This window comes from Acetobacter sacchari (genome assembly GCF_017377715.1).
Lineage (GTDB): Bacteria > Pseudomonadota > Alphaproteobacteria > Acetobacterales > Acetobacteraceae > Acetobacter > Acetobacter sacchari.
Genome location: NZ_JAFVMF010000005.1, coordinates 210,325 through 228,986 on the forward strand (window position 1 = coordinate 210,325; position 18,662 = coordinate 228,986).

The following is an 18,662-nucleotide window of genomic DNA, read 5'->3' on the forward strand; positions in this document are numbered from 1 at the left end:
GAACTGAACGTTTCGGCCTGTGGTGCGTAATTGTCTGACAGCGGTGATCCGCGCGCCGGAGGCCTTGACTTCCGCCCGTGGATCGACCACCTCCACGCTGCCTCTTTATTATTGATTGTTCAGCCATCCTGCTCCGGAGCGCGACCGGGGCGGATGAAGGAGAGAACTCAGGAATGGCCACGAAGACTGCGTCCGCCGCCACTACGACATCCGGGGAGCAGGATGGCGACAATTCGCTTCTCGACACGCAGTCCGGCGCCGTCAAGAGACTGATCGCGAAGGGCCGCGAGCGCGGTTACATCACTTTTGACGAATTGAACGCCGTTCTGCCGCAGGATCAGATGTCTTCCGAGCAGATCGAGGACGTCATGGCCGTGCTGTCGGAAATGGGCATCCAGGTCGTCGAGAACGAGGACAACGAGGAAGCCGAACAATCGGACGAGGCCAAGGAAGAGGCGGAGTCCGAAGCTGAGGCGGAGTCCGAGAGCGAGGAAAGCCCCACCGGCAACGTAAACGCGGAGAACCTCGGGCGCACGGACGATCCGGTGCGTATGTATCTGCGCGAGATGGGCTCCGTGGAGCTGCTTTCGCGTGAGGGCGAAATCGCCATCGCGAAGCGTATCGAGGCCGGTCGCGACGAGATGATCGGCGGGCTGTGCGAGAGCCCGCTAACGTTCCGCGCCATCATCTCCTGGCATGAGCGCCTCAAGGTCGGCGACATGCTTCTGCGCGATATCGTCGATCTGGAAGCGATGCAGGCCGGGGCCAATGGTCCGGAGGGCGTGCCGGGTGAAGATGGGCCGGGCGAAGAGGAAGAGGTCGAGGAGGCTGAAGAGGCTGAAGACGCCGACAACGCCGAAGGCGAGGGAAGTGGTCTGTCGCTCTCCGCGCTCGAAGAGAAGCTGAAGCCGGAGATCCTCCAGCAGTTCGACGAGATCGAACCGCTCTACCTCAAGTTGCAGAAGCTGCAGGACAAGCGACTGGAAGCTCTGGTTACGGGTGAGGAAAGCTCCGAGAAGTCCGAGCAGGCTTATCAGGACCTGCGCTCTGAACTGGTGGCGAAGGTTGAGCAGGTCCACCTGCACAACAACCGTATTGAGGAGCTGGTTCTCCAGCTTAAGGAGTTGTTCCGTAACCTGAACGTTCTTGAAGGGCGCATGCTGCGTCTGGCCGAGAGCTGCAAGGTGTCGCGCGACGACTTCCTGTTGAAATACCGCTCGCATGAGATCGATCCGAACTGGATGGACATGATCTCCACGTTGCCTGCGAAGAGCTGGAAAAACCTTGTCCTGAAACACAGCGAGACGCTCGGCGGTCTTCGTGCGCAGGTCGCGGAACTGGCTCAGGACACGGGTCTGCCCGTTACGGAGTTTCGGCGCGTTTATGCGACCGTCGCTCGTGGCGAGCGTGATTCCGCCCGCGCCAAGAAGGAGATGATCGAGGCCAACCTGCGCCTCGTGATCTCGATTGCGAAGAAATACACCAACCGTGGCCTGCAGTTCCTCGACCTGATTCAGGAAGGCAACATCGGCCTGATGAAGGCGGTGGACAAATTCGAATATCGCCGCGGCTATAAGTTCTCCACCTATGCGACCTGGTGGATCAGGCAGGCGATCACCCGCTCTATCGCCGATCAGGCCCGCACGATTCGTATTCCTGTGCACATGATCGAAACGATCAACAAGCTGGTGCGTACGTCTCGCCAGATGCTGCATGAGATCGGGCGCGAACCAGCTCCGGAAGAGCTTGCCGAGAAGTTGGGCATGCCTCTGGAGAAGGTTCGCAAGGTTCTGAAGATCGCCAAGGAGCCGATCTCTCTCGAAACGCCGATTGGCGACGAGGAAGACAGCCACCTCGGCGATTTCATCGAGGACAAGACGGCGGTCATCCCGCTCGACGCCGCGATCCAGACCAACCTGCGTGAGGCGACGACTCGTGTTCTGGCGTCGCTTACGCCGCGCGAAGAACGTGTTCTGCGCATGCGTTTCGGTATCGGCATGAACACCGATCATACGCTTGAGGAAGTCGGACAACAGTTCAACGTCACCCGCGAACGTATCCGTCAGATCGAGGCGAAGGCGCTTCGCAAGCTCAAGCACCCGAGCCGCAGCCGCAAGCTGCGGTCGTTCCTCGACGACAACTGATCGCGATGGAGCCCACCACGCGGGCGGTCGTTGACGTCACCTTCATGGAGATGTCTCGGCCGCCGGAAGGGCCAGCGCGGCCGCTGCCTCCGGGGTGGTCGATTGATCGCGACATACGGCCGTCGGTCGCGTTCTACCGTGAACTCTATGACCGCGTCGGCCGGGATTATTGCTGGTGGATGCGGCAGGTCATGCCAGATACGGAACTTGCGGATGTTCTGGCCGAGCCGGGGCGCAGCGTTTCAGTTCTGCTGGAAAACGGTCGCGTGCGTGGCTTCTTCGAGCTAGAATTGCCGCAGGAAGACCTCGTCAATCTCGGTTATTTCGGTCTCTATCCCGAAGCCGTGGGGAAGGGAGTGGGGAGCGCCTTTTTACGCGCAGCGCTTGACGCCGCGTGGGAGTCCGCGCCGCGTGCGGTGCGCGTAAACACCTGCTCCGCAGATCATCCACGTGCTCTGCCTGCGTATAAGAAAGCAGGATTTCGCATACAGTGCGTGGTTCGAGAGGCGTGGGATATTCCTGATCGACTTGGGTTGCAGGTGCCAGAGCGATTGCGGGGATGATTTCAGGTTGGGTGCGCAAGGCAAGGTCCACGTATTGCGGCCTGATTTCCCGTGCATTGTAGCGCCAATCTTGCGCTCAGGCCTCGGACTGGATTGCGCTCGTAACGAGCGCCGTTGACGCTGTTCGTGCGATCGGGTGTGTTTCTTTCGGTCGAGTTCCGTCCGGCACTGGGCCGAGACGACGAAAGAAGGTGGCTGGCGAATGGCGGTTCACGCTGTCGCGACAAGAATGCAGGCTCAACTTTCCCGGCCTATATTTCTTGCGCTGATATTTTTTCCATTTTCAGCCTTGGCCGTTCTGATCGGCGTCTTTCTTATCCCTCCCTTTCAGACGCCGGACGAGGCGGCGCATTTTCTCCGCGCCGTACAGGTATCGGAAGGAACTGTGTTCGGTGAAAAAGAGGGGGGGCAGTCCGGCGGGCGTTTGCCTGACCATTTACGGTCGGTTATTTTTGTCACTGATGATCTCATAGGACATCCTGAACGGCGCGCTTCGCTCAGCCGTATCGACGACGCATCTTCGGTAACGTGGGGTAATACCTCTGTTTTTATGGGATTTCCCAACACTGTCACCTACGGCCCCTTGGCGTATGCGCCGCAAGCAGCCGGGGTGGTGACTGGGCGTCTCTTCAGGATGCCTGTTCTACAAACTTTCTATTTGTCCCGTCTGTTCAACGGTGCTGCGTTCGTTGCGCTTGCGACGGCGGCGATAGCTTTGTGCCAACGCGGCAGACTGTTTCTTCTTATCGTGCTCTTTTTACCGATGACGATCCATCTTGCAGCCTCGGTCTCGCAGGATGGTTCTCTGATCGGATTGAGCGCTGTCCTTGCCGCGTTGTTGACACGGCACGAGCGCCGTCACCCGTGGCCATGGACAGCCTGGGCTGCAGTGGGACTGGGTTTTGGCGTTATAGGCATGGCGAAGCCGCCGGACGTGGCGTTGGCGTTAATCCCGTGTCTCCTGGTCGGTCGACAAGAATTGCGCAACGCTATGCTTTGCCTTGTCGTTGCGTCCGTTCTGACGGTGGCATGGCTAATCTGGGGAGTCGCGCCGGTCAAAGTTCAACTCCAATCTGGAGCGGGCTTTTCCGATTTCCTGCAGGCGCACTATGTCCTGTCGCATCCAGTAGGCATGCTGCGCCTGATTTTGCACACGCTTTACGAGAACTGGCAATTTTACACTGCCGAATTTATCGGTGTGCTCGGATGGCTCGATACGCCGTTTCAATCGTGGTTTTATCGCGTCGCCAAGCAAGTCCTGGTCGTGACGTTTCTTCTTGGGTTTTTCGTGCCGCCGGGGGGAGCGACGTCGCGCGACGTCGTTTGGGAAACGTTACGGCGCATCGGAGTCGCCTCTGTGGTCGCGCTGTCTTGTGTCGGGATTTTTGTCTCTCTTTTTATTATCTGGACGAAGGTCGGAGCGCCGATCATTGATGGTCTTCAGGGGCGGTATTTTCTTCCAGGCGCATGTTTCTTGGTGTTAATTCTTCCGCGGTGGCGTCCTATGCGAAGGGCGGCGTACAATATTATTGCACACGATATGTCGCTGATCGGCGCAGTCGTCTGGATGACGACGGTGTTGGGTGTATATGCGCGTCTGCTCGCAGTGCGTTTTTGGTGAGATGATGCTCTCGTCAGTCGATGGCGCTTTGATTGTCTGCAGGTTGACGGGGCGCCGGGTTGCGGTTGTCCTCATATAACGCGAGGGTATTTGTGAATAAGACAGAAAAAAAAATAAATAGTCTGCAATTTGATAAAGGAGCAATTTTTTTTAAATCTGTAATTTCGGGGCGAAGCACCAAGTTCCTGGTGATGTTTTTGTGCCTGACGGCGTTTCTCCTCCCTGTTCTGCGAAAGGGAGGCTGGCACGGCGACGATACGGAATATCATATCGATCGCATTCTTTCGACAATTTCAATGTTTCGTGCGGGACAGTTTCCGCAAGTATTTGATTACACGGACAATTTTTATTACGGCAATACGTGGAACCTGCTTTATCCGCCGCTGAGTCTGTTGCCTCTAATTATTCCATATTTTGTTTTTGGAGGCGATCTTAACGCTACGGTCAAATGTAGCGCCGTTATAATTACGCTCGTTACTTTGGCTGTTTCATTCTATGCGGCGCGTTCGTTCAGGCTGAGAGGGGACGCGCGATGGGTGGCGCCGTGCCTTTTTTCGTTTTGTCCGTATCTGGCGACGGACCTCTACGGAAGGTTCGAGGTGCCTGAAGCAACGGGTATGTGCTTCATTCCTCTCTTCTTCGCGGGCCTCATTGACCTGAAGGAATGTGGGAGCGCGGTTAAACTTGGCTGCTCCATGGGACTGTTGTTCCTGTCGAACGTGCCGATCTGCGCATGCGCGGCGTTCGTAATTGTTGTTTATTCGATATTTTCAGGTGACACTCTGCGGTTTTTGAAAGGGGTGGCGTTCCGCGCAGCGCCTGTCGCCATAGGGCTGTCCGGTTTTTTCCTGTTCCCGTTCCTGTATGCCTATCTTACGTCAGTGACGCATATGACGATCAGATCATACGTTTTCTTCGATCTGATGTCTCTCAGTTCGGTGTCGATCGGAAATATTGTTTTTTTGGATAATACGAAAGATGGCGTGCAAAGAGGGCTTGGCGCGCCGCTCGCCCTGCTTCTGATAATATATGTCGCGCGCTGCCTGATGAGTCGAAAGCAGATCGACCCCCTGGTTTTGTGTGGACTGGTGCTGGTCTGCATGATCGGGGGCATGGTTCCGTTTCAGGATATCCCGAAATTTCTCTCGCCCCTGTCGTTGCCGCAATTTCCGTGGCGCTATCTGGCGTATCTCTCGTTCATCGCCTCTTTCGTGGTTCTTTCGAACATGCGGCTAAGATCGTCGCACCTTGTGGGAATTTTGCTGTTCTCGGTTCTTTGCGCCGTTTCGATCGAAGGCAAACCCGTGCATGACAGAGTCAATCTGAACGCCTACGCCGCTACAGGATACCAAGACTACAAGCGCTGGATGACTGATTACGTTCCGGAGGCTGCTTATTCTCGCTCGATGCGCAGCGACGAAATTCGTTCGACGCATTGTCGACTACTGGGGGTGCGCCTGAACGCCCACGGTTTTCCGGTCTTCCGCCTCTTCTGCGATCAGGAGGAGTGGGTGGGACTGCCAATTCTCGCCTACGACGCGATCAGGATGACGACGCCGAACGTCGCGCAGTCGCGGACGGATGGGCGTTTTTCCGTCTTTGCGCCTAAAGGGGAGACCGTCGTGACCTTTGCTTACTCTAGGAGGTTTCTGGCTCTCTTCGCTGGCGGTCTGCTCGTCTCGGCCGGGACGCTCTTTCTCCTGCTGCGGGCGTGGAGGAATGCCCGGCGAAGTGGCGCGTGCGCCTTGGTTTCAGCCTGACTCCACGGAAAGTCTTGCTTTCGCTTCCCATCCGTGCTTGATGCGCCATCTTCCCTGCCGGGCGCGTGGCGTCGCCCCGGCTATACCCGTTGCGCGAGTGCGTCTCGCGCGCCATTGGCGGAACGGTCCGTTGATGTCGGGTTGAAGCAATCCGGAGGGACGTTCATGCCATTGTATGAGACCGTGCTTATCGCACGTAACGATATCAACCAGCAGCAGGTCGAAGCGGTTGCGGAAGGGATCAAGGCGATCCTCGAAGCCGACGGCGGTTCGATCAAGAAGCAAGAATACTGGGGCCTGCGTTCGCTGGCTTACCGCATCAAGAAGAACCGCAAGGGGCATTACATGCTTCTCGGTCTTGACGCGAAGCCGGACGTTCTGCGCGAAGTCGAGCGTCAGCTCAGCCTCAACGAAGACATCCTGCGCGTGCTGACCCTGCGCGTCGAAGAAATCGACGAAGCGCCGTCCCCCGTTCTGTCCCGCAAGGGCGAAGAGCGCGGCGAGCGTGGCGGCGGCGGTTTCCGCGGTCCGAAGCCTTCGGGCCGGTTCGAGAGCGGCCGTACGCGTCGTTCCTTCGATGACCGCGAAGAATACCGCGCCCGTGACGAGCGCGCCGAATCTTCCACCGACAGCGCAGCGGAGTAATTCGGATGTCCGAAACCAGCGAAGTCAATCCCGCCGGCCGCCGCACCGCCGTAGGCGCGCGTCGTCCGTTCCACCGTCGCCGCAAGGCATGCCCGTTCTCCGGCGCCAACGCGCCGAAGATCGACTACAAGGACGTTCGTCTGCTCAGCCGCTTCCTCTCGGAGCGCGGCAAGATCGTCCCGAGCCGCATCACGGCGGTGTCCGCGAAGAAGCAGCGTGAACTGGCCCAGGCCATCAAGCGCGCCCGCTTCCTCGCCCTGCTGCCCTACATTGTGGGCTGAGGAGACGGAACATGGCTGCAACTGAAGTCATCCTGCTCCAGCGGGTCGAGCACCTCGGCCAGATGGGCGAACTTGTGAAGGTGAAGCCGGGCTATGCTCGTAACTTCCTCCTTCCGCAGGGCAAGGCGATCCGTGCGAACGCCGCCAACAAGGAGCGTTTCGAGCGTGAGCGCGCTCAGCTCGAAGCGCAGAACATCAAGCGCCGCGAAGAGGCCGAGCGTCTCTCCGAGCGTATGGAAGGTCTGACGGTCGTTCTGATCCGTCAGGCTGGCGATGGCGGCAACCTCTACGGTTCCGTGTCGACGCGCGACATCGCGCTCGCCACTACCGAAGCAGGCCTGACCATCAACCGTAACCAGGTGCACTTGCCGCACCCGATCAAGACTCTGGGTCTGTATGACGTTCGCGTCGCGCTGCACCCGGAAGTCGCGATCCACGTCCGCGTCAACGTCGCCCGCTCCGTTGAGGAAGCCGAGCGTCAGGCGCGTGGCGAGGTCATCGGTACGGAAGACGACGACGAAATCGAGCAGGACGTTTCTGAGGAAACCGCTGTTGAAGCGACGACCGAGGAAGAGACCGCCGCCTGATTTTTCAGACGATCGAGTTTTCTGGAAAAGCCCGGATGAGCAATCGTCCGGGCTTTTTTTGGCGGACGCATAGTCCGCACAAGCGGAGCGCCAAGCGTTTTTTTGTCCGCTGAAAGCGCAGCTAGTTCTTGTCCTGTTCGCCAGCTAACGCAGTGAATGCAGGCCTTTGTGCGGAGGCGAGGAGTTCGACAAGGACCTCGCGCCGTGGAGTGATGTTGCTGCGAATTGCGTCGATTGCGGTTCGGCGTAACCGCCGTCGGTTATTATTCACGCACGGGTTCCGGCGGCGGCGTGACGACCAATAAGAGCGCGGACGTGCCGTATAACGGAAGCGCGGGCTGTCGAGACGGTTTGTCTTGACGCACGACCGTGAAGACTGCAGCCGTAGCTGTCATGGATATGATCAGTATGATCGCCTTGCTGCTGGCGCTCGCCGCGGCCTTCAGCATCGCGAACCACCACACGTTGCGCGTTCCCGTCACGATCGGCGTCCTGATATTCTCCCTGCTGACGTCGCTGATCGTCATGGCGTTGAATCCGCTGATCCCGGCCTATGACCTGCAGGCGCTGCCCCGGTCGGTGCTGGGCGCGATAGATTTGCCCGAAACTTTTCTGAACGGCGTCCTTTCGCTCCTGCTTTTCGCCGGCGCCATGCAGGTGAATCTTACGCATCTTCGGGCGCGTCTGGCCTCGGTGACGGCGCTTTCCATCCTGGCGACCGTTTTGGCGGTCGCGTTTCTGGCGGGGGCCTCTTGGCTGGTGTTTCGTCTGCTTGGACATGCGCCGCCCTTCATATGGTGCGTCGTGCTTGGGGCCATCATCGCGCCGACAGACCCGGTGTCGGTCGTGGGAATGCTCAAGCGTCTGGGGCTGCCTGATACCGTGCAGGCGCTTTTCGCGGGTGAGAGTCTGTTCAACGACGGCGTCGGCGTTGTGATCTTCGGTTTGACGATCGAAGTGGCGACTGGCGGTCGTCAGGATGTTTCGGCGTTCGAGTTTTTGTCGAGTTTTTGCAGGGAGGCTTTGGGGGGCGGAGCTCTGGGAGCTCTGACCGGATGGATCGCGCTTCGTATCCTGCGCGGGCAGCGTGATCCGCATATCGATCTTCTGACCTCGCTGGCGCTCGCCATGGGAACGTTCAGCATCGCCAGCAAACTTGGCGTTTCGGGAGCGATCGCTGTCGTGGTCGCCGGGTTGTGCTTCGGCACGAGCTACAGTCGTTCGGTGTTCGACGAACTGTCGCGTAAGGAACTCGACAGTGCATGGACTCTGCTCGATGAAGTACTGAACGTGCTGCTGTTCATGCTGATCGGGTTCGAAATACTGGAAATTACGCCGCGCTACTTTTCGCTGGCCGCGACGCTTCTCATCATTCCCCTGTCGCTCGGGGCGCGTGCGTTAAGTGTTCTGCTGTCGACCTTGCCTGCCCATCTGCGCCACTGGGATCACGGCCGTACGTTCGGTGTGCTCACATGGGGCGGCATTCGGGGAGGAATATCGGTGTCGCTGGCGTTGGGGCTGCCACCGGGAGAGATGCGGGATCTGCTACTTCCCGTTTGCTATGGCGTCGTCGTGTTCAGCATCGTGGTTCAGGGGCTGACGATGGAACGAGTGGTAAACAGGCTTTACAGGCAACATTAGCAATCGGTTTCGTACACTTCGAAGCAAAGCCCAACTCCTTGGGTCCAGACGCCGAGTTTCTTTATCTAGTTGCAGCATCCACGCGTTCAGGTGATCTGCCACAGCGCCTGCCGACCGGCCCGTTTCGCGGAACACGCCCCACGTGCTTGATCTGGCGTAGGGAGTGGAGAAAGCCGTGGTTTTCTGCTGAATGCTCGTCGGCTTGTGCGACGCTCAAAAATCAGTCGCAGTATTCGCAATGAGCCTGAATGCAGAGGAGCCCCTTGTCGGGGTATTTGGGGAATTGGTCACGGTTTCGCGTGATCCCGTCTGCGTCGGGTCTATTGCAGGCCTACTGCGTGTCGCCAGACGAGTTTGAGACGAAACGGTGGCAGTCGCGGAGAAGCTGGCGTCCGGATTTTTCATTCCATTTCTATGAATCTACGGCTGTGCGTGGCTGCAGTATTATGGGGAGCCGAAGTGAATCCCGGTGAATTCCCTCATGCGCTTAGCAAACTGCGCCTCTTTACGTCATTTCGCTTCGTCGTAACGATGGATTAGGGTCCTTCGTCTGGACAGAAGCCAGCGATTCTCAAGGAGACTGGGTGAGATGCGAATCCTCGATCTGATGCTGAGACGATTTATTGATGTCGGATCGCTGGAAGTCACCTACCCGGACGGGCTGCGCAAGACGTATGGGAGTATCGGTTCGGGGCCGCACGCGGCCATGACGATTCACACCTCGGACGCCGAGCGGCGTCTTGTGTTGAATCCGGGATTGGCGTTCGGCGAAGCCTATATGGACGGTGCGATTAGCCCGGATGGATGCGACATATACGCGCTGCTGCATGTTCTCATGGAGAACGCCATGGCCCCGTCGTCTGGCGGATCTCTGGTCGGGGAACGGGTGGCGTCGTCCGTGCGCTATCTGCGGCGGAGCTGGATACAGTTCAATCCAGAAAAGCGATCACGCAGCAACGTCGCTCATCATTATGATCTCGATGGACGGCTGTACCAATTGTTCCTCGACAAGGACCGACAATATTCCTGTGCGTATTTTCAGACCGGGCACGAGACCCTCGATGAGGCGCAGGAGGCGAAGAAACGCCATATTGCCGCCAAGCTGAAGCTGGACCGCCCCGGTTTGACGGTGCTGGACATCGGATGCGGGTGGGGAGGCATGGCGCTCACCCTCGCTCGCGACTACGGAGCGCATGTCGTCGGGATCACGCTGTCTACGGAGCAGTTGCAAACCGCGCGCGCGCGGGCCGCAGAGGCTGGGTTGTCCGACAGGGTTCGTTTCGAGCTGCTGGATTACCGCCTCTTGCGCACGTGTTATGACCGCATCGTGTCAGTCGGGATGTTCGAGCATGTTGGCGTTGGCCATTATCGCACGTTTTTCGAGAAGGTCAGGGATAGCCTCAAGGACGATGGCGTCGCCGTGATCCACTCGATTGGCCGAAACGACAGTCCTGGCACGACCAATCCCTGGATCGACAAATACATATTTCCGGGTGGGTATTCCCCGGCGCTCAGCGAGACTCTCGCCGCGATCGAGACGACTGGCCTGTGGGTCACGGATTGCGAGATTCTGAGGCTACACTACGCAAAAACCTTGGAAATCTGGAGGGAGCGTTTCAATGCGCGCCGCGCTGACGCAGCCGCCCTCTATGACGAACGCTTCTGTCGGATGTTCGAATTCTATCTGGCCGGAGCGGAGCTCTCGTTCCGCGTACAGGGGCATATGAATTTTCAGCTTCAGCTTACGCGCGCTATCGATGCGACGCCACTTACCCGCGATTACATGTTCGAGGCTGAAAAACGCTCTTCCTGAAGACGCCGTCGTCTGACGCGCATCTGGTTCGGGCGACGTCAGAGCGACGCCGCCCGTGTGTAACGTTTATTTCGGCGTTTTAGCGCTGGCCTTCGGAGCAGGCAGCGCAGTCGCAGCGAAGTCTTCGGTAACGAAAACCAGGCCGTTCAGGGCGTCGTCCAGCGCGGCGAGGGCGTCTTTCGCCTGACGTCCCTCGGTGAAGACTGTCGCGCGGTTCACGGCGCCCTGCGTCGCTGCCAGCGGAGCGAGTGCGACGATGAACGTGGCGTCCTCGCCAACGACTTGCATCGTCTGGGCGGCCTGCTCCGTTTCGCCAGCCTTCAACTGAGCGTTGGCGCTGGCGACGCTGGCTTTCTTCTCGGGAGCCAGCGTGTCGCTCACGATGAATTCTCCGCCGACCGGCACCCAGTCAGCCGGAGTAGCGGACGGCGTGTGGCTTGCGGTGGGCGCATGCTGCGGCGCGGTGTGCAGGGCGCTTTCAGCCGCGTTGAATTTTACGCCCGCCTTGTCTGCGGCCTCCAGACGCTTGCTGGCGTCGTACAGTGCGGGAATTGCAGCGTCCGTGTTGCCGGCGGCGAGCAGATCGTGGGCTTTGAAAATATCGCCGAGGGCTTTCTGCCCGTCCATCGAGAGGTGACGGAACGCGCGTCCGGCCTTGTACTGCTCCCAATGCGTGCGGATGGAGTCTGCATGAGCGAAGACAGGGGTGAGCGCGAGGCCCGTGGCGAGCGCCAGTGAAGGAACAAATCGCATGTCTGTATCTTCCTTTTTCGTATTCAAAGGCTGCGAGCGCACCGGTCCGGGTACATGATTTCCGACTCGCAGGGGTGCGCGTAATGACGACGCGGACAATAAATTTAACGATTACGATCGGATCGAAAGACGAACCATCGAAGCGTTCGAATCGATAAATTCGTATTCGGGGTAGTAATATTGCGGTGCAGCGTCAATGAGCGCCGTCATATATAAATTTGTTTGTAATTATTGATTTTTTCTGTGGATACTATGTCGTAATAAATATTGAAATTTCGAAAATTATCGGATGGGAATTGTTTTCGACCAACAGAGGCGATGTTTCCAGATTGTGCGAAGCATCAGGTGAAAGTCGCCGAACGGGCCCGAAAGGAAAGCGCGCCCGTACGTCGTCTGTTCCCATGCCGGGAGGCTGATCAGTCTGCGCCGCCATCCTGCGTGGCAAGGAAATCCAGCCGTGCCTGAACGCCAAATTCTCCCGGCATGCCGCCTCGCGGGAAGAGCATGTTGACATGCCCCATCTTCCGTCCCTCCCGCGCCTCGTCCTTGCCGTACAGATGGGGGATGAAACCCGGCGTCTCCACGATGCGGGGCCACAGAGCCATATCGGCGGGGCCAATAAGGTTTTTCATCACGGCGTCCGAATGACGTGAGGGCTCAAGGAGCGGTAAACCGGTCACGGCGCGCACGTGCATTCCGAACTGGTCGATCACGCAGGCGTCCATGGTCCAGTGGCCAGAGTTATGCGGTCGCGGCGCGATTTCGTTGACCAGCAGGCCGCCATCCGCTGCTACGAACATCTCGACGCCCATGATCCCGACCAGATCGAGCGCCACGGCGATCCGCGCGGCGATGTCGCGCGCTTTCGCCGCTGTTTCGTCAGTAATTCGCGCGGGCGCGAGGCTGATGTCGAGGATGCCGTTGCAATGCCGGTTTTCCGTCGGCTCGAAGCACCTGACGGTCCCGTCCAGGCCTCGGGCGGCCATGACGCTGATCTCCATCGCGAAATCGATCATGCCTTCGGCGACGAGGGGCTTGGGCTCAAGCGCGTCGAACGCGGCCTGAAGTTCGTCGCCGCTGGCGATGCGCTTCTGCCCCTTGCCGTCGTAACCGAGCCGGGTAGTCTTGAGAATGAACGGGTAGCCAAGTTCCTCTGCCGCCGCCTGCAGGCTTTCGCTGTCGGTGACAAGCCGCCACGGCGCAACGGCCACGCCAGCGTCGCCAAGGAACGTCTTCTCCTGTTCGCGGTCCTGACTGACGCGCAGGATAGACCCGGACGGTCGCACTGGCCTGATGGCTGAGAGCAGGTCCAGTCCATCGGCGCTGACGTTTTCAAATTCGAAGGTGATGACGTCCACGGCTTCGGCGAACTGGCGCAGGGCCGCCGGATCGTCATAAGCGCCGATGGTGGCGTCGTGGGCGACTTGCACCGCCGGGTCGTCGGGATCACTGGCCAGCACACGGGTCCGAAAACCCAGACGCGCGGCGGCCATCGCCGACATGCGGCCAAGTTGGCCGCCGCCTACGATGCCGATGACGGAGTTGGGGGCGAGGGGAGACGTGGTCATGGCGTCGTGCACAGAGTCGTTCGTCACCGCTCGGGCTCGTCGCGGACGGATGCGGTCTGCAAGGCGCGCCAGGTGTCGAGCCGGGCGGCAAGAGTTTCATCCCCGATGGCGAGGATCGATGAGGCCAGAAGGGCGGCGTTGATTGCCCCCGCCTTGCCGATGGCCAGCGTCCCGACTGGCACGCCGCCAGGCATCTGTACGATGGATAGCAGGCTGTCCATGCCTTTCAGCGCGTGAGATTCCACGGGTACGCCGAGCACGGGCAGGCGGGTCCAGGCGGCGCACATGCCTGGCAGATGTGCGGCTCCGCCAGCGCCGGCGATGATCACTGAAAGACCGCGTTCGACCGCCGTGCGCGCGTAATCGGCCAGACGGTCCGGCGTGCGATGCGCCGACACGATCTTCGTTTCATAAGCCACGCCGAGCGCTTCCAGAGTCTCGATGGCGTGGCGCATGGTCTCCCAGTCGGACTGGCTCCCCATGATGACGCCAACCTGCGTCGCGCCGGTTACGGCCGTGTCGGAAGGAGTATTCTCGGCGCTTATGACGTCGGGCAGGTTGGGTTCGTCAGTCATGGTCGTCTCTGTGAAAGCCCGGCCGGGTTACGAGCGCAGGCTCGTCGTTCGGCTCAGGCGATGTTGTCTGGGATGAGCCTGCTCTCGATCCACGAGATTTCGTCCTTGAGCAGGAGTTTGCGTTTCTTCAAGCGCTGGAGATGAAGCTGGTCGGTCGGTTCGGAGACGAGGCGATCGATGACAGTGTCCAGATCACGATGTTCGCTGCGTAATTCGTGAAGTTTTCGCAGCATGCTGTCCCGGTCACGCAGCATGGTTCCACCGGACGTCAGAAGATGTTTCCGTCAAGATCATCGTCCCCCCTCCGTCGGCGGCGGCGGCCTTCCGCCGCCCTGACGGCGAAAAGCAGGTTAGGGCGCCGTCCGCCGCCACGCCAGTCCGCACATCGCGCTTGCGTCCAGACGCCGTCGACGAAGATCTGACGATCGAGTCGGGGCAGGGCGTATATGACGAAGTTTTCATGAAAGAAATGACTAACGCAGCGCTAGCGTAGCCTTTCGGCAACAATCTTCAGGAGGATGACCATGAGCAATCAATCGCGTATCGAAAGTCTGCGTCGCCGTCACTCCAGCCTTGACGAGAAAATCACCGACGAAGTTCATCGCCCGCTTCCCGACCAGCGTATTCTGATGTGCCTGAAGCTTCAGAAGTTGCGCGTAAAAGAGGAAATGGACCGTCTTCGGACGCACGCCTGAAGCCAACCTTCCCCAGCCGGGCGCTCGCTGACTGCGACGCGCCCGGTTTTTTTTCTCTTATTCGTCGTCGCCGATCAGCATTGGCGGCGGTGCCGTACGGCCCTCCCGCTCCAGACGCTCGTTGCTGGCGGCGACGGCGGCATTGAGATCCGTCTGGCTGCACAGGCCCAGCGTCACCGGATCGCGCGGCTTGATGTTCTGGCTGTTCCAGTGCTGGCGATCACGCACCTTGGCGATGGTGTCTTTGGTGGTGCCCAGCAACTTGACGATCTGGACGTCCTGCAATTGCGGAAAATTGCGCAGGATGAAGGCGATGCCGTCCGGGCGGTCGTTCCGCTTGGCGACGGGCGTGTAACGCGCGCCTTTGGAGCGCCGCTTAACCTGATTGCCGGTTGTCAGAATTTTCAGGCGAGCGTTCGGGTCGGCCTCGCACCGCGCGATTTCTTCTTTTGTGACCTGATGGTTGGCTACCGGGTCGTAACCGACGATGCCCTGCGCGACTTCGCCATCGGCGATAGCCTGCACCTCAAGAGGGTGCATGCCGCAGAATTCAGCGACCTGAGTGAAGGTCAAAGCGGTCTTCTCGATCAGCCAGACGGCTGTCGCTTTGGGCATCAAGGGAAGCGTCGTCATCGATCGATCCTGCTGCTGCGTGGTCTTTCGGCGCTCACGCAGGCACCGGTATCGGTCATTAGGGATGGGGCTTGAGGCCCCGGCCCTGCGTGCCTGCCGGCGCGCGTATCCGGACAGGGTAATGGCCGCGACGGGCCGTCGGGTCAAGCTGGAATTGACGTGTTCTCGATCGGCGCGAGCATGCGTGGCGTGCGTGGCCTCAGTTGAAGACGCTGTCTTCGAACGCTTCTTCCCAGGTGCCGCTGGTGGAGGCGCGGCTGTATTCGGTAGAGCGGTTCTCGAAGAAATTGGCGTGTTCGACGGCGTTGAGCATGTCGTCGACCCAGGGCAGGGGATTGCGCTGCACGTCGCCATAAAGCGGATCAAGCCCTATCTGTCCGAGGCGGCGGTCGGCGATGAAGCGGATGTAGGCTTTCACCTGATCAGCGTCGAGGCCCTCAACCGGGCCAGCCTCGAACGCCAGGTCAATGAATGCGTCTTCATGCTCGACGATCGTCTGGCAAATTTCGCTGATTTCGGTTTTGAGCTGATCCGTCCAGATTTCGGGATTTTCGTGCACGAAGGTGCGGAAGAGCCGCGCCATGGACAGGCAGTGCAGGGTCTCGTCGCGTACGGACCACGACACGATCTGGCCCATGCCCTTCAGCTTGTTGAAGCGCGGGAAGTTCAGCAGAATCGCGAAGGACGCGAACAGTTGCAGACCTTCGGTGAATGCGCCGAAAGCGGCGAGGGTCTTGGCGATCTCATGCTTGCTCTCGACGGTGAACGTCTGCATGTAATCGTATTTGTCCTTCATCTCCTTGTACTTAAGGAACATGGAATACTCGCTCTCGGGCATTCCGATGGTGTCCAGGAGATGGCTGTAGGCGGCGATGTGAATCGTCTCGATGTTCGAGAACGCCGAGAGCATCATCAGCACTTCAGTCGGTTTGAAGACCTGACTGTACTGCTTCATGTAGCAGTTGTTCACCTCGACGTCCGACTGGGTGAAAAAACGGAAAATCTGGGTCACCAGATGCCGTTCGCCGTCGTTGAGCACCTTGTGCCAGTCCTTGACGTCGTCGGCCAAAGGCACTTCTTCCGGCAGCCAGTGAACGCGCTGCTGCGTCAGCCATGCGTCATATGCCCAAGGATAGCGGAACGGCTTGTAGACAGGGTTTGCGGTAAGCAGGTCCAGACGCTGTTCTGCCGCGCCCGTCGTTGTGGTCGTGGTAGTGCTCATCGTTGACGCTCCTGTAGCGGACACGGGCGTCCGCGATGCATGGGGCCGCAGGCTGCGCGGCGTCGAAATACGTCCCGACGGCGAAGGCGTCGGGGGGCTGCAGAGGCCGGACTCGGTAAGGCGCGCCCGCGTTGTCGCTTGCGGCGGCGTGCTGCGATGCACGCCTGACGCGGGGCCGCGCCGTAATCGTCCTGTGTGGGTCGTCGCCTTACTGGCAGGCGAGGCATTCCTCGTATTTGGTCGCTTCCGCCGGAGCCGCCTGCGCGGCGGCGGAGCCGGGCATTTCTGATTTTTCCAGCACGTTGCTGACGGTGTCGGCGCGCTGGATCGACAGCGAACGGCAGTAATAGAGGGATTTCACGCCCTTCTTCCACGCCATGAAATGGATCTGGTGCAGGTCGCGCTTGTGGACGTCGGCTGGCAGGAACAGATTGATCGACTGCGCCTGACAAATATACGCCGTACGGTCGGCGGCGTGCTCCACGATCCAGCGCTGATCCAGTTCGAAGGCGGTCTTGTATACGGCCTTTTCCTGCTCGGACAGGAAGTCGAGGTGCTGGACGCTGCCTTTGGACAGGGTGATCGACGACCAGACGTCGTCCGTGTCCTGTCCTTTCTCGATCAGCAACTGGCGCAGATGCCGGTTACGGACCGTGAACGAGCCGGAGAGCGTCTTTTGCAGGAAGACGTTGGCGGAGATCGGCTCGATGCCGGGGCTGGCGTTGCCCGCGATGATCGAGATCGACGCGGTCGGGGCGATGGCGATCTTGTTGGAGAAGCGCTCCATCATCCCGTATTCGGCGGCGTCCGGGCAGGCGCCGCGTGTTTCGGCCAGCGTTCGGGAGGCTTTATCAGCCTGCTCCTTAATATGCTTGAAAATCCGCTTGTTCCAGACCTTCGCTATGACGCTTTCGAAGGGAATGTTGTTCGCCTGCAGGAAGGAATGGAAGCCCATGACGCCCAGACCGACCGACCGCTCCTGCGACGCCGCATAGACGGCGCGGGCCATCTCGGGCGGGGCGCGGTCAATGAAGTCCTGCAACACGTTGTCGAGGAACAGCATGACGTCCGTGATGAACTCAGGGTTGTCGCGCCATTCCTCCCAGGTTTCCAGATTCAGGGATGAGAGACAGCACACCGCCGTCCGCTCTTTCCCGTGCTGGTCAATGCCTGTGGGCAGCGTGATCTCGGAGCAGAGATTGGACGTCTTCACTTCCAGTCCGGCGAGCTTGTGATGCTCCGGGCGGGCGTTGTTTACGTGGTCGGAATAGACGATGTACGGCTCGCCCTGCTCCATGCGGGCGGTCAGGATGCGGATCCACAGCGAACGCGCGGACACCTTGCGGATCACCGAGTGATCTTTCGGCGACAACAGCGCCCATTCTGCGTCGGCCTCTACGGCGCGCATGAACTCGTCAGGCACCAGCACGCCGTGATGCAGGTTCAGCGCCTTGCGGTTTGGGTCGCCGCCGGTCGGGCGCCGCATCTCGACGAATTCCTCGATCTCGGGATGCCAGACCGGGAGGTAAACGGCAGCGGAGCCGCGACGCAGCGAACCCTGGCTGATGGCCAGCGTCAGGCTGTCCATCACGCGAATGAAGGGGATGACGCCAGACGTCTTGCCGTTGCGCCCCACGTTTTCACCGATGGAACGAAGATTACCCCAGTAGGAGCCGATGCCGCCGCCCTTGGACGCGAGCCAGACGTTCTCGTTCCAGAGTCCCACGATGCCTTCGAGGCTGTCGTTCGCTTCGTTCAGGAAGCAGGAAATCGGAAGGCCGCGCGTCGTGCCGCCGTTGGACAGCACGGGCGTCGCGGGCATGAACCAGTGGCGGGAGATGTAGTCATAGATGCGCTGCGCGTGTCCCGCGTCGGCCCCGTAGTAGGAGGCCACGCGGCCGAACAGGTCCTGATACCCTTCGCTGGGGAGGAGGTAGCGGTTATCCAGCGTCGCCTTGCCGAAATCCGTCAGCAGCGAATCGCGAGAGCGGTCGACAACGACACGGTGGTGGCCCGGAAGCTGCACGACATCTTCGAGCATGTTGGGCTCGAACAGGCTCGCAGCGGCTTCGTCGCCGCCATGCGCGCTCACCGATTCGACCATGCGTTCAGATATCTCCGTCAGACTCATCCCGGCCACTCCACACCATTGAATTTCTGG

The 18,662-nt window shown here is 59.6% G+C and carries 17 protein-coding genes; 10 read left to right on the forward strand and 7 right to left on the reverse strand.

The features are described 5' to 3' along the window. The first annotated feature begins 173 nt into the window (after positions 1 to 173). From rpoD to J2D73_RS06190, 9 genes are all read left to right on the forward strand, one after another. Positions 174 to 2,144 carry an RNA polymerase sigma factor RpoD gene (gene rpoD, locus J2D73_RS06150; protein WP_207880342.1) on the forward strand — a complete coding sequence of 657 codons (1,971 nt, stop codon included), beginning with the start codon at positions 174 to 176 and terminating at the stop codon, positions 2,142 to 2,144. Positions 2,145 to 2,149: 5 nt separating this feature from the next. Continuing rightward, positions 2,150 to 2,707 (forward strand): GNAT family N-acetyltransferase, encoded by a 558-nt coding sequence (locus J2D73_RS06155; RefSeq protein ID WP_207880344.1) that lies wholly within the window; start codon positions 2,150 to 2,152, stop codon positions 2,705 to 2,707. Positions 2,708 to 2,909: 202 nt separating this feature from the next. Continuing rightward, complete coding sequence (locus J2D73_RS06160; RefSeq protein ID WP_207880346.1) at positions 2,910 to 4,328, forward strand: DUF2142 domain-containing protein; 1,419 nt, start codon at positions 2,910 to 2,912, stop codon at positions 4,326 to 4,328. Between the two features lie 599 nt (positions 4,329 to 4,927). After that, positions 4,928 to 6,088 carry a hypothetical protein gene (locus J2D73_RS06165; RefSeq protein ID WP_207880348.1) on the forward strand — a complete coding sequence of 387 codons (1,161 nt, stop codon included), beginning with the start codon at positions 4,928 to 4,930 and terminating at the stop codon, positions 6,086 to 6,088. A 165-nt stretch (positions 6,089 to 6,253) separates the two neighbouring features. Continuing rightward, positions 6,254 to 6,733, forward strand: coding sequence for a 30S ribosomal protein S6 (gene rpsF / locus J2D73_RS06170; RefSeq protein ID WP_026399312.1), 480 nt, complete (start codon positions 6,254 to 6,256; stop codon positions 6,731 to 6,733). A gap of 5 nt (positions 6,734 to 6,738) precedes the next feature. Then, positions 6,739 to 7,014, forward strand: coding sequence for a 30S ribosomal protein S18 (rpsR, locus tag J2D73_RS06175; protein WP_026399313.1), 276 nt, complete (start codon positions 6,739 to 6,741; stop codon positions 7,012 to 7,014). Between the two features lie 11 nt (positions 7,015 to 7,025). After that, positions 7,026 to 7,601 carry a 50S ribosomal protein L9 gene (rplI, locus tag J2D73_RS06180; RefSeq protein WP_207880350.1) on the forward strand — a complete coding sequence of 192 codons (576 nt, stop codon included), beginning with the start codon at positions 7,026 to 7,028 and terminating at the stop codon, positions 7,599 to 7,601. Between the two features lie 393 nt (positions 7,602 to 7,994). Then, entirely contained in the window at positions 7,995 to 9,242 is a 1,248-nt protein-coding gene (locus tag J2D73_RS06185) for a cation:proton antiporter (protein ID WP_207880455.1), read from the forward strand. 589 nt (positions 9,243 to 9,831) lie between these two features. Next, a complete protein-coding gene (locus J2D73_RS06190) occupies positions 9,832 to 11,055 on the forward strand; it encodes an SAM-dependent methyltransferase (protein WP_207880352.1) in 1,224 nt (407 codons plus the stop codon). Between the two features lie 66 nt (positions 11,056 to 11,121). Here J2D73_RS06190 and J2D73_RS06195 read toward each other — a convergent pair whose 3' ends face one another. From J2D73_RS06195 to J2D73_RS06210, 4 genes are all read right to left on the reverse strand, one after another. Then, on the reverse strand, positions 11,122 to 11,808 hold the full coding sequence (locus J2D73_RS06195) for a YfdX family protein (RefSeq protein WP_207880354.1): 687 nt from the start codon (positions 11,806 to 11,808) through the stop codon (positions 11,122 to 11,124). Between the two features lie 416 nt (positions 11,809 to 12,224). Continuing rightward, positions 12,225 to 13,376 (reverse strand): 5-(carboxyamino)imidazole ribonucleotide synthase, encoded by a 1,152-nt coding sequence (locus J2D73_RS06200; protein WP_207880457.1) that lies wholly within the window; start codon positions 13,374 to 13,376, stop codon positions 12,225 to 12,227. Positions 13,377 to 13,399: 23 nt separating this feature from the next. Then, positions 13,400 to 13,951 (reverse strand): 5-(carboxyamino)imidazole ribonucleotide mutase, encoded by a 552-nt coding sequence (gene purE, locus J2D73_RS06205; RefSeq protein WP_207880356.1) that lies wholly within the window; start codon positions 13,949 to 13,951, stop codon positions 13,400 to 13,402. Between the two features lie 53 nt (positions 13,952 to 14,004). Then, entirely contained in the window at positions 14,005 to 14,205 is a 201-nt protein-coding gene (locus J2D73_RS06210; protein WP_207880358.1) for a YdcH family protein, read from the reverse strand. A gap of 270 nt (positions 14,206 to 14,475) precedes the next feature. On the opposite strand from J2D73_RS06210, the gene J2D73_RS06215 reads away from it, so the two are divergent. Further along, positions 14,476 to 14,646, forward strand: a complete 171-nt coding sequence (locus J2D73_RS06215) for a YdcH family protein (RefSeq protein WP_207880360.1) — start codon at positions 14,476 to 14,478, stop codon at positions 14,644 to 14,646. Between the two features lie 57 nt (positions 14,647 to 14,703). Here J2D73_RS06215 and J2D73_RS06220 read toward each other — a convergent pair whose 3' ends face one another. The 3 genes from J2D73_RS06220 to J2D73_RS06230 all read right to left on the reverse strand — a co-directional run bounded on the left by J2D73_RS06220 (position 14,704) and on the right by J2D73_RS06230 (position 18,605). After that, on the reverse strand, positions 14,704 to 15,279 hold the full coding sequence (locus J2D73_RS06220; protein ID WP_207880362.1) for a DUF1013 domain-containing protein: 576 nt from the start codon (positions 15,277 to 15,279) through the stop codon (positions 14,704 to 14,706). A gap of 199 nt (positions 15,280 to 15,478) precedes the next feature. Next, entirely contained in the window at positions 15,479 to 16,501 is a 1,023-nt protein-coding gene (locus tag J2D73_RS06225) for a ribonucleotide-diphosphate reductase subunit beta (RefSeq protein WP_207880363.1), read from the reverse strand. A gap of 208 nt (positions 16,502 to 16,709) precedes the next feature. Then, positions 16,710 to 18,605, reverse strand: a complete 1,896-nt coding sequence (locus J2D73_RS06230) for a ribonucleoside-diphosphate reductase subunit alpha (RefSeq protein WP_243429718.1) — start codon at positions 18,603 to 18,605, stop codon at positions 16,710 to 16,712. Between the last annotated feature and the right edge of the window lie 57 nt (positions 18,606 to 18,662).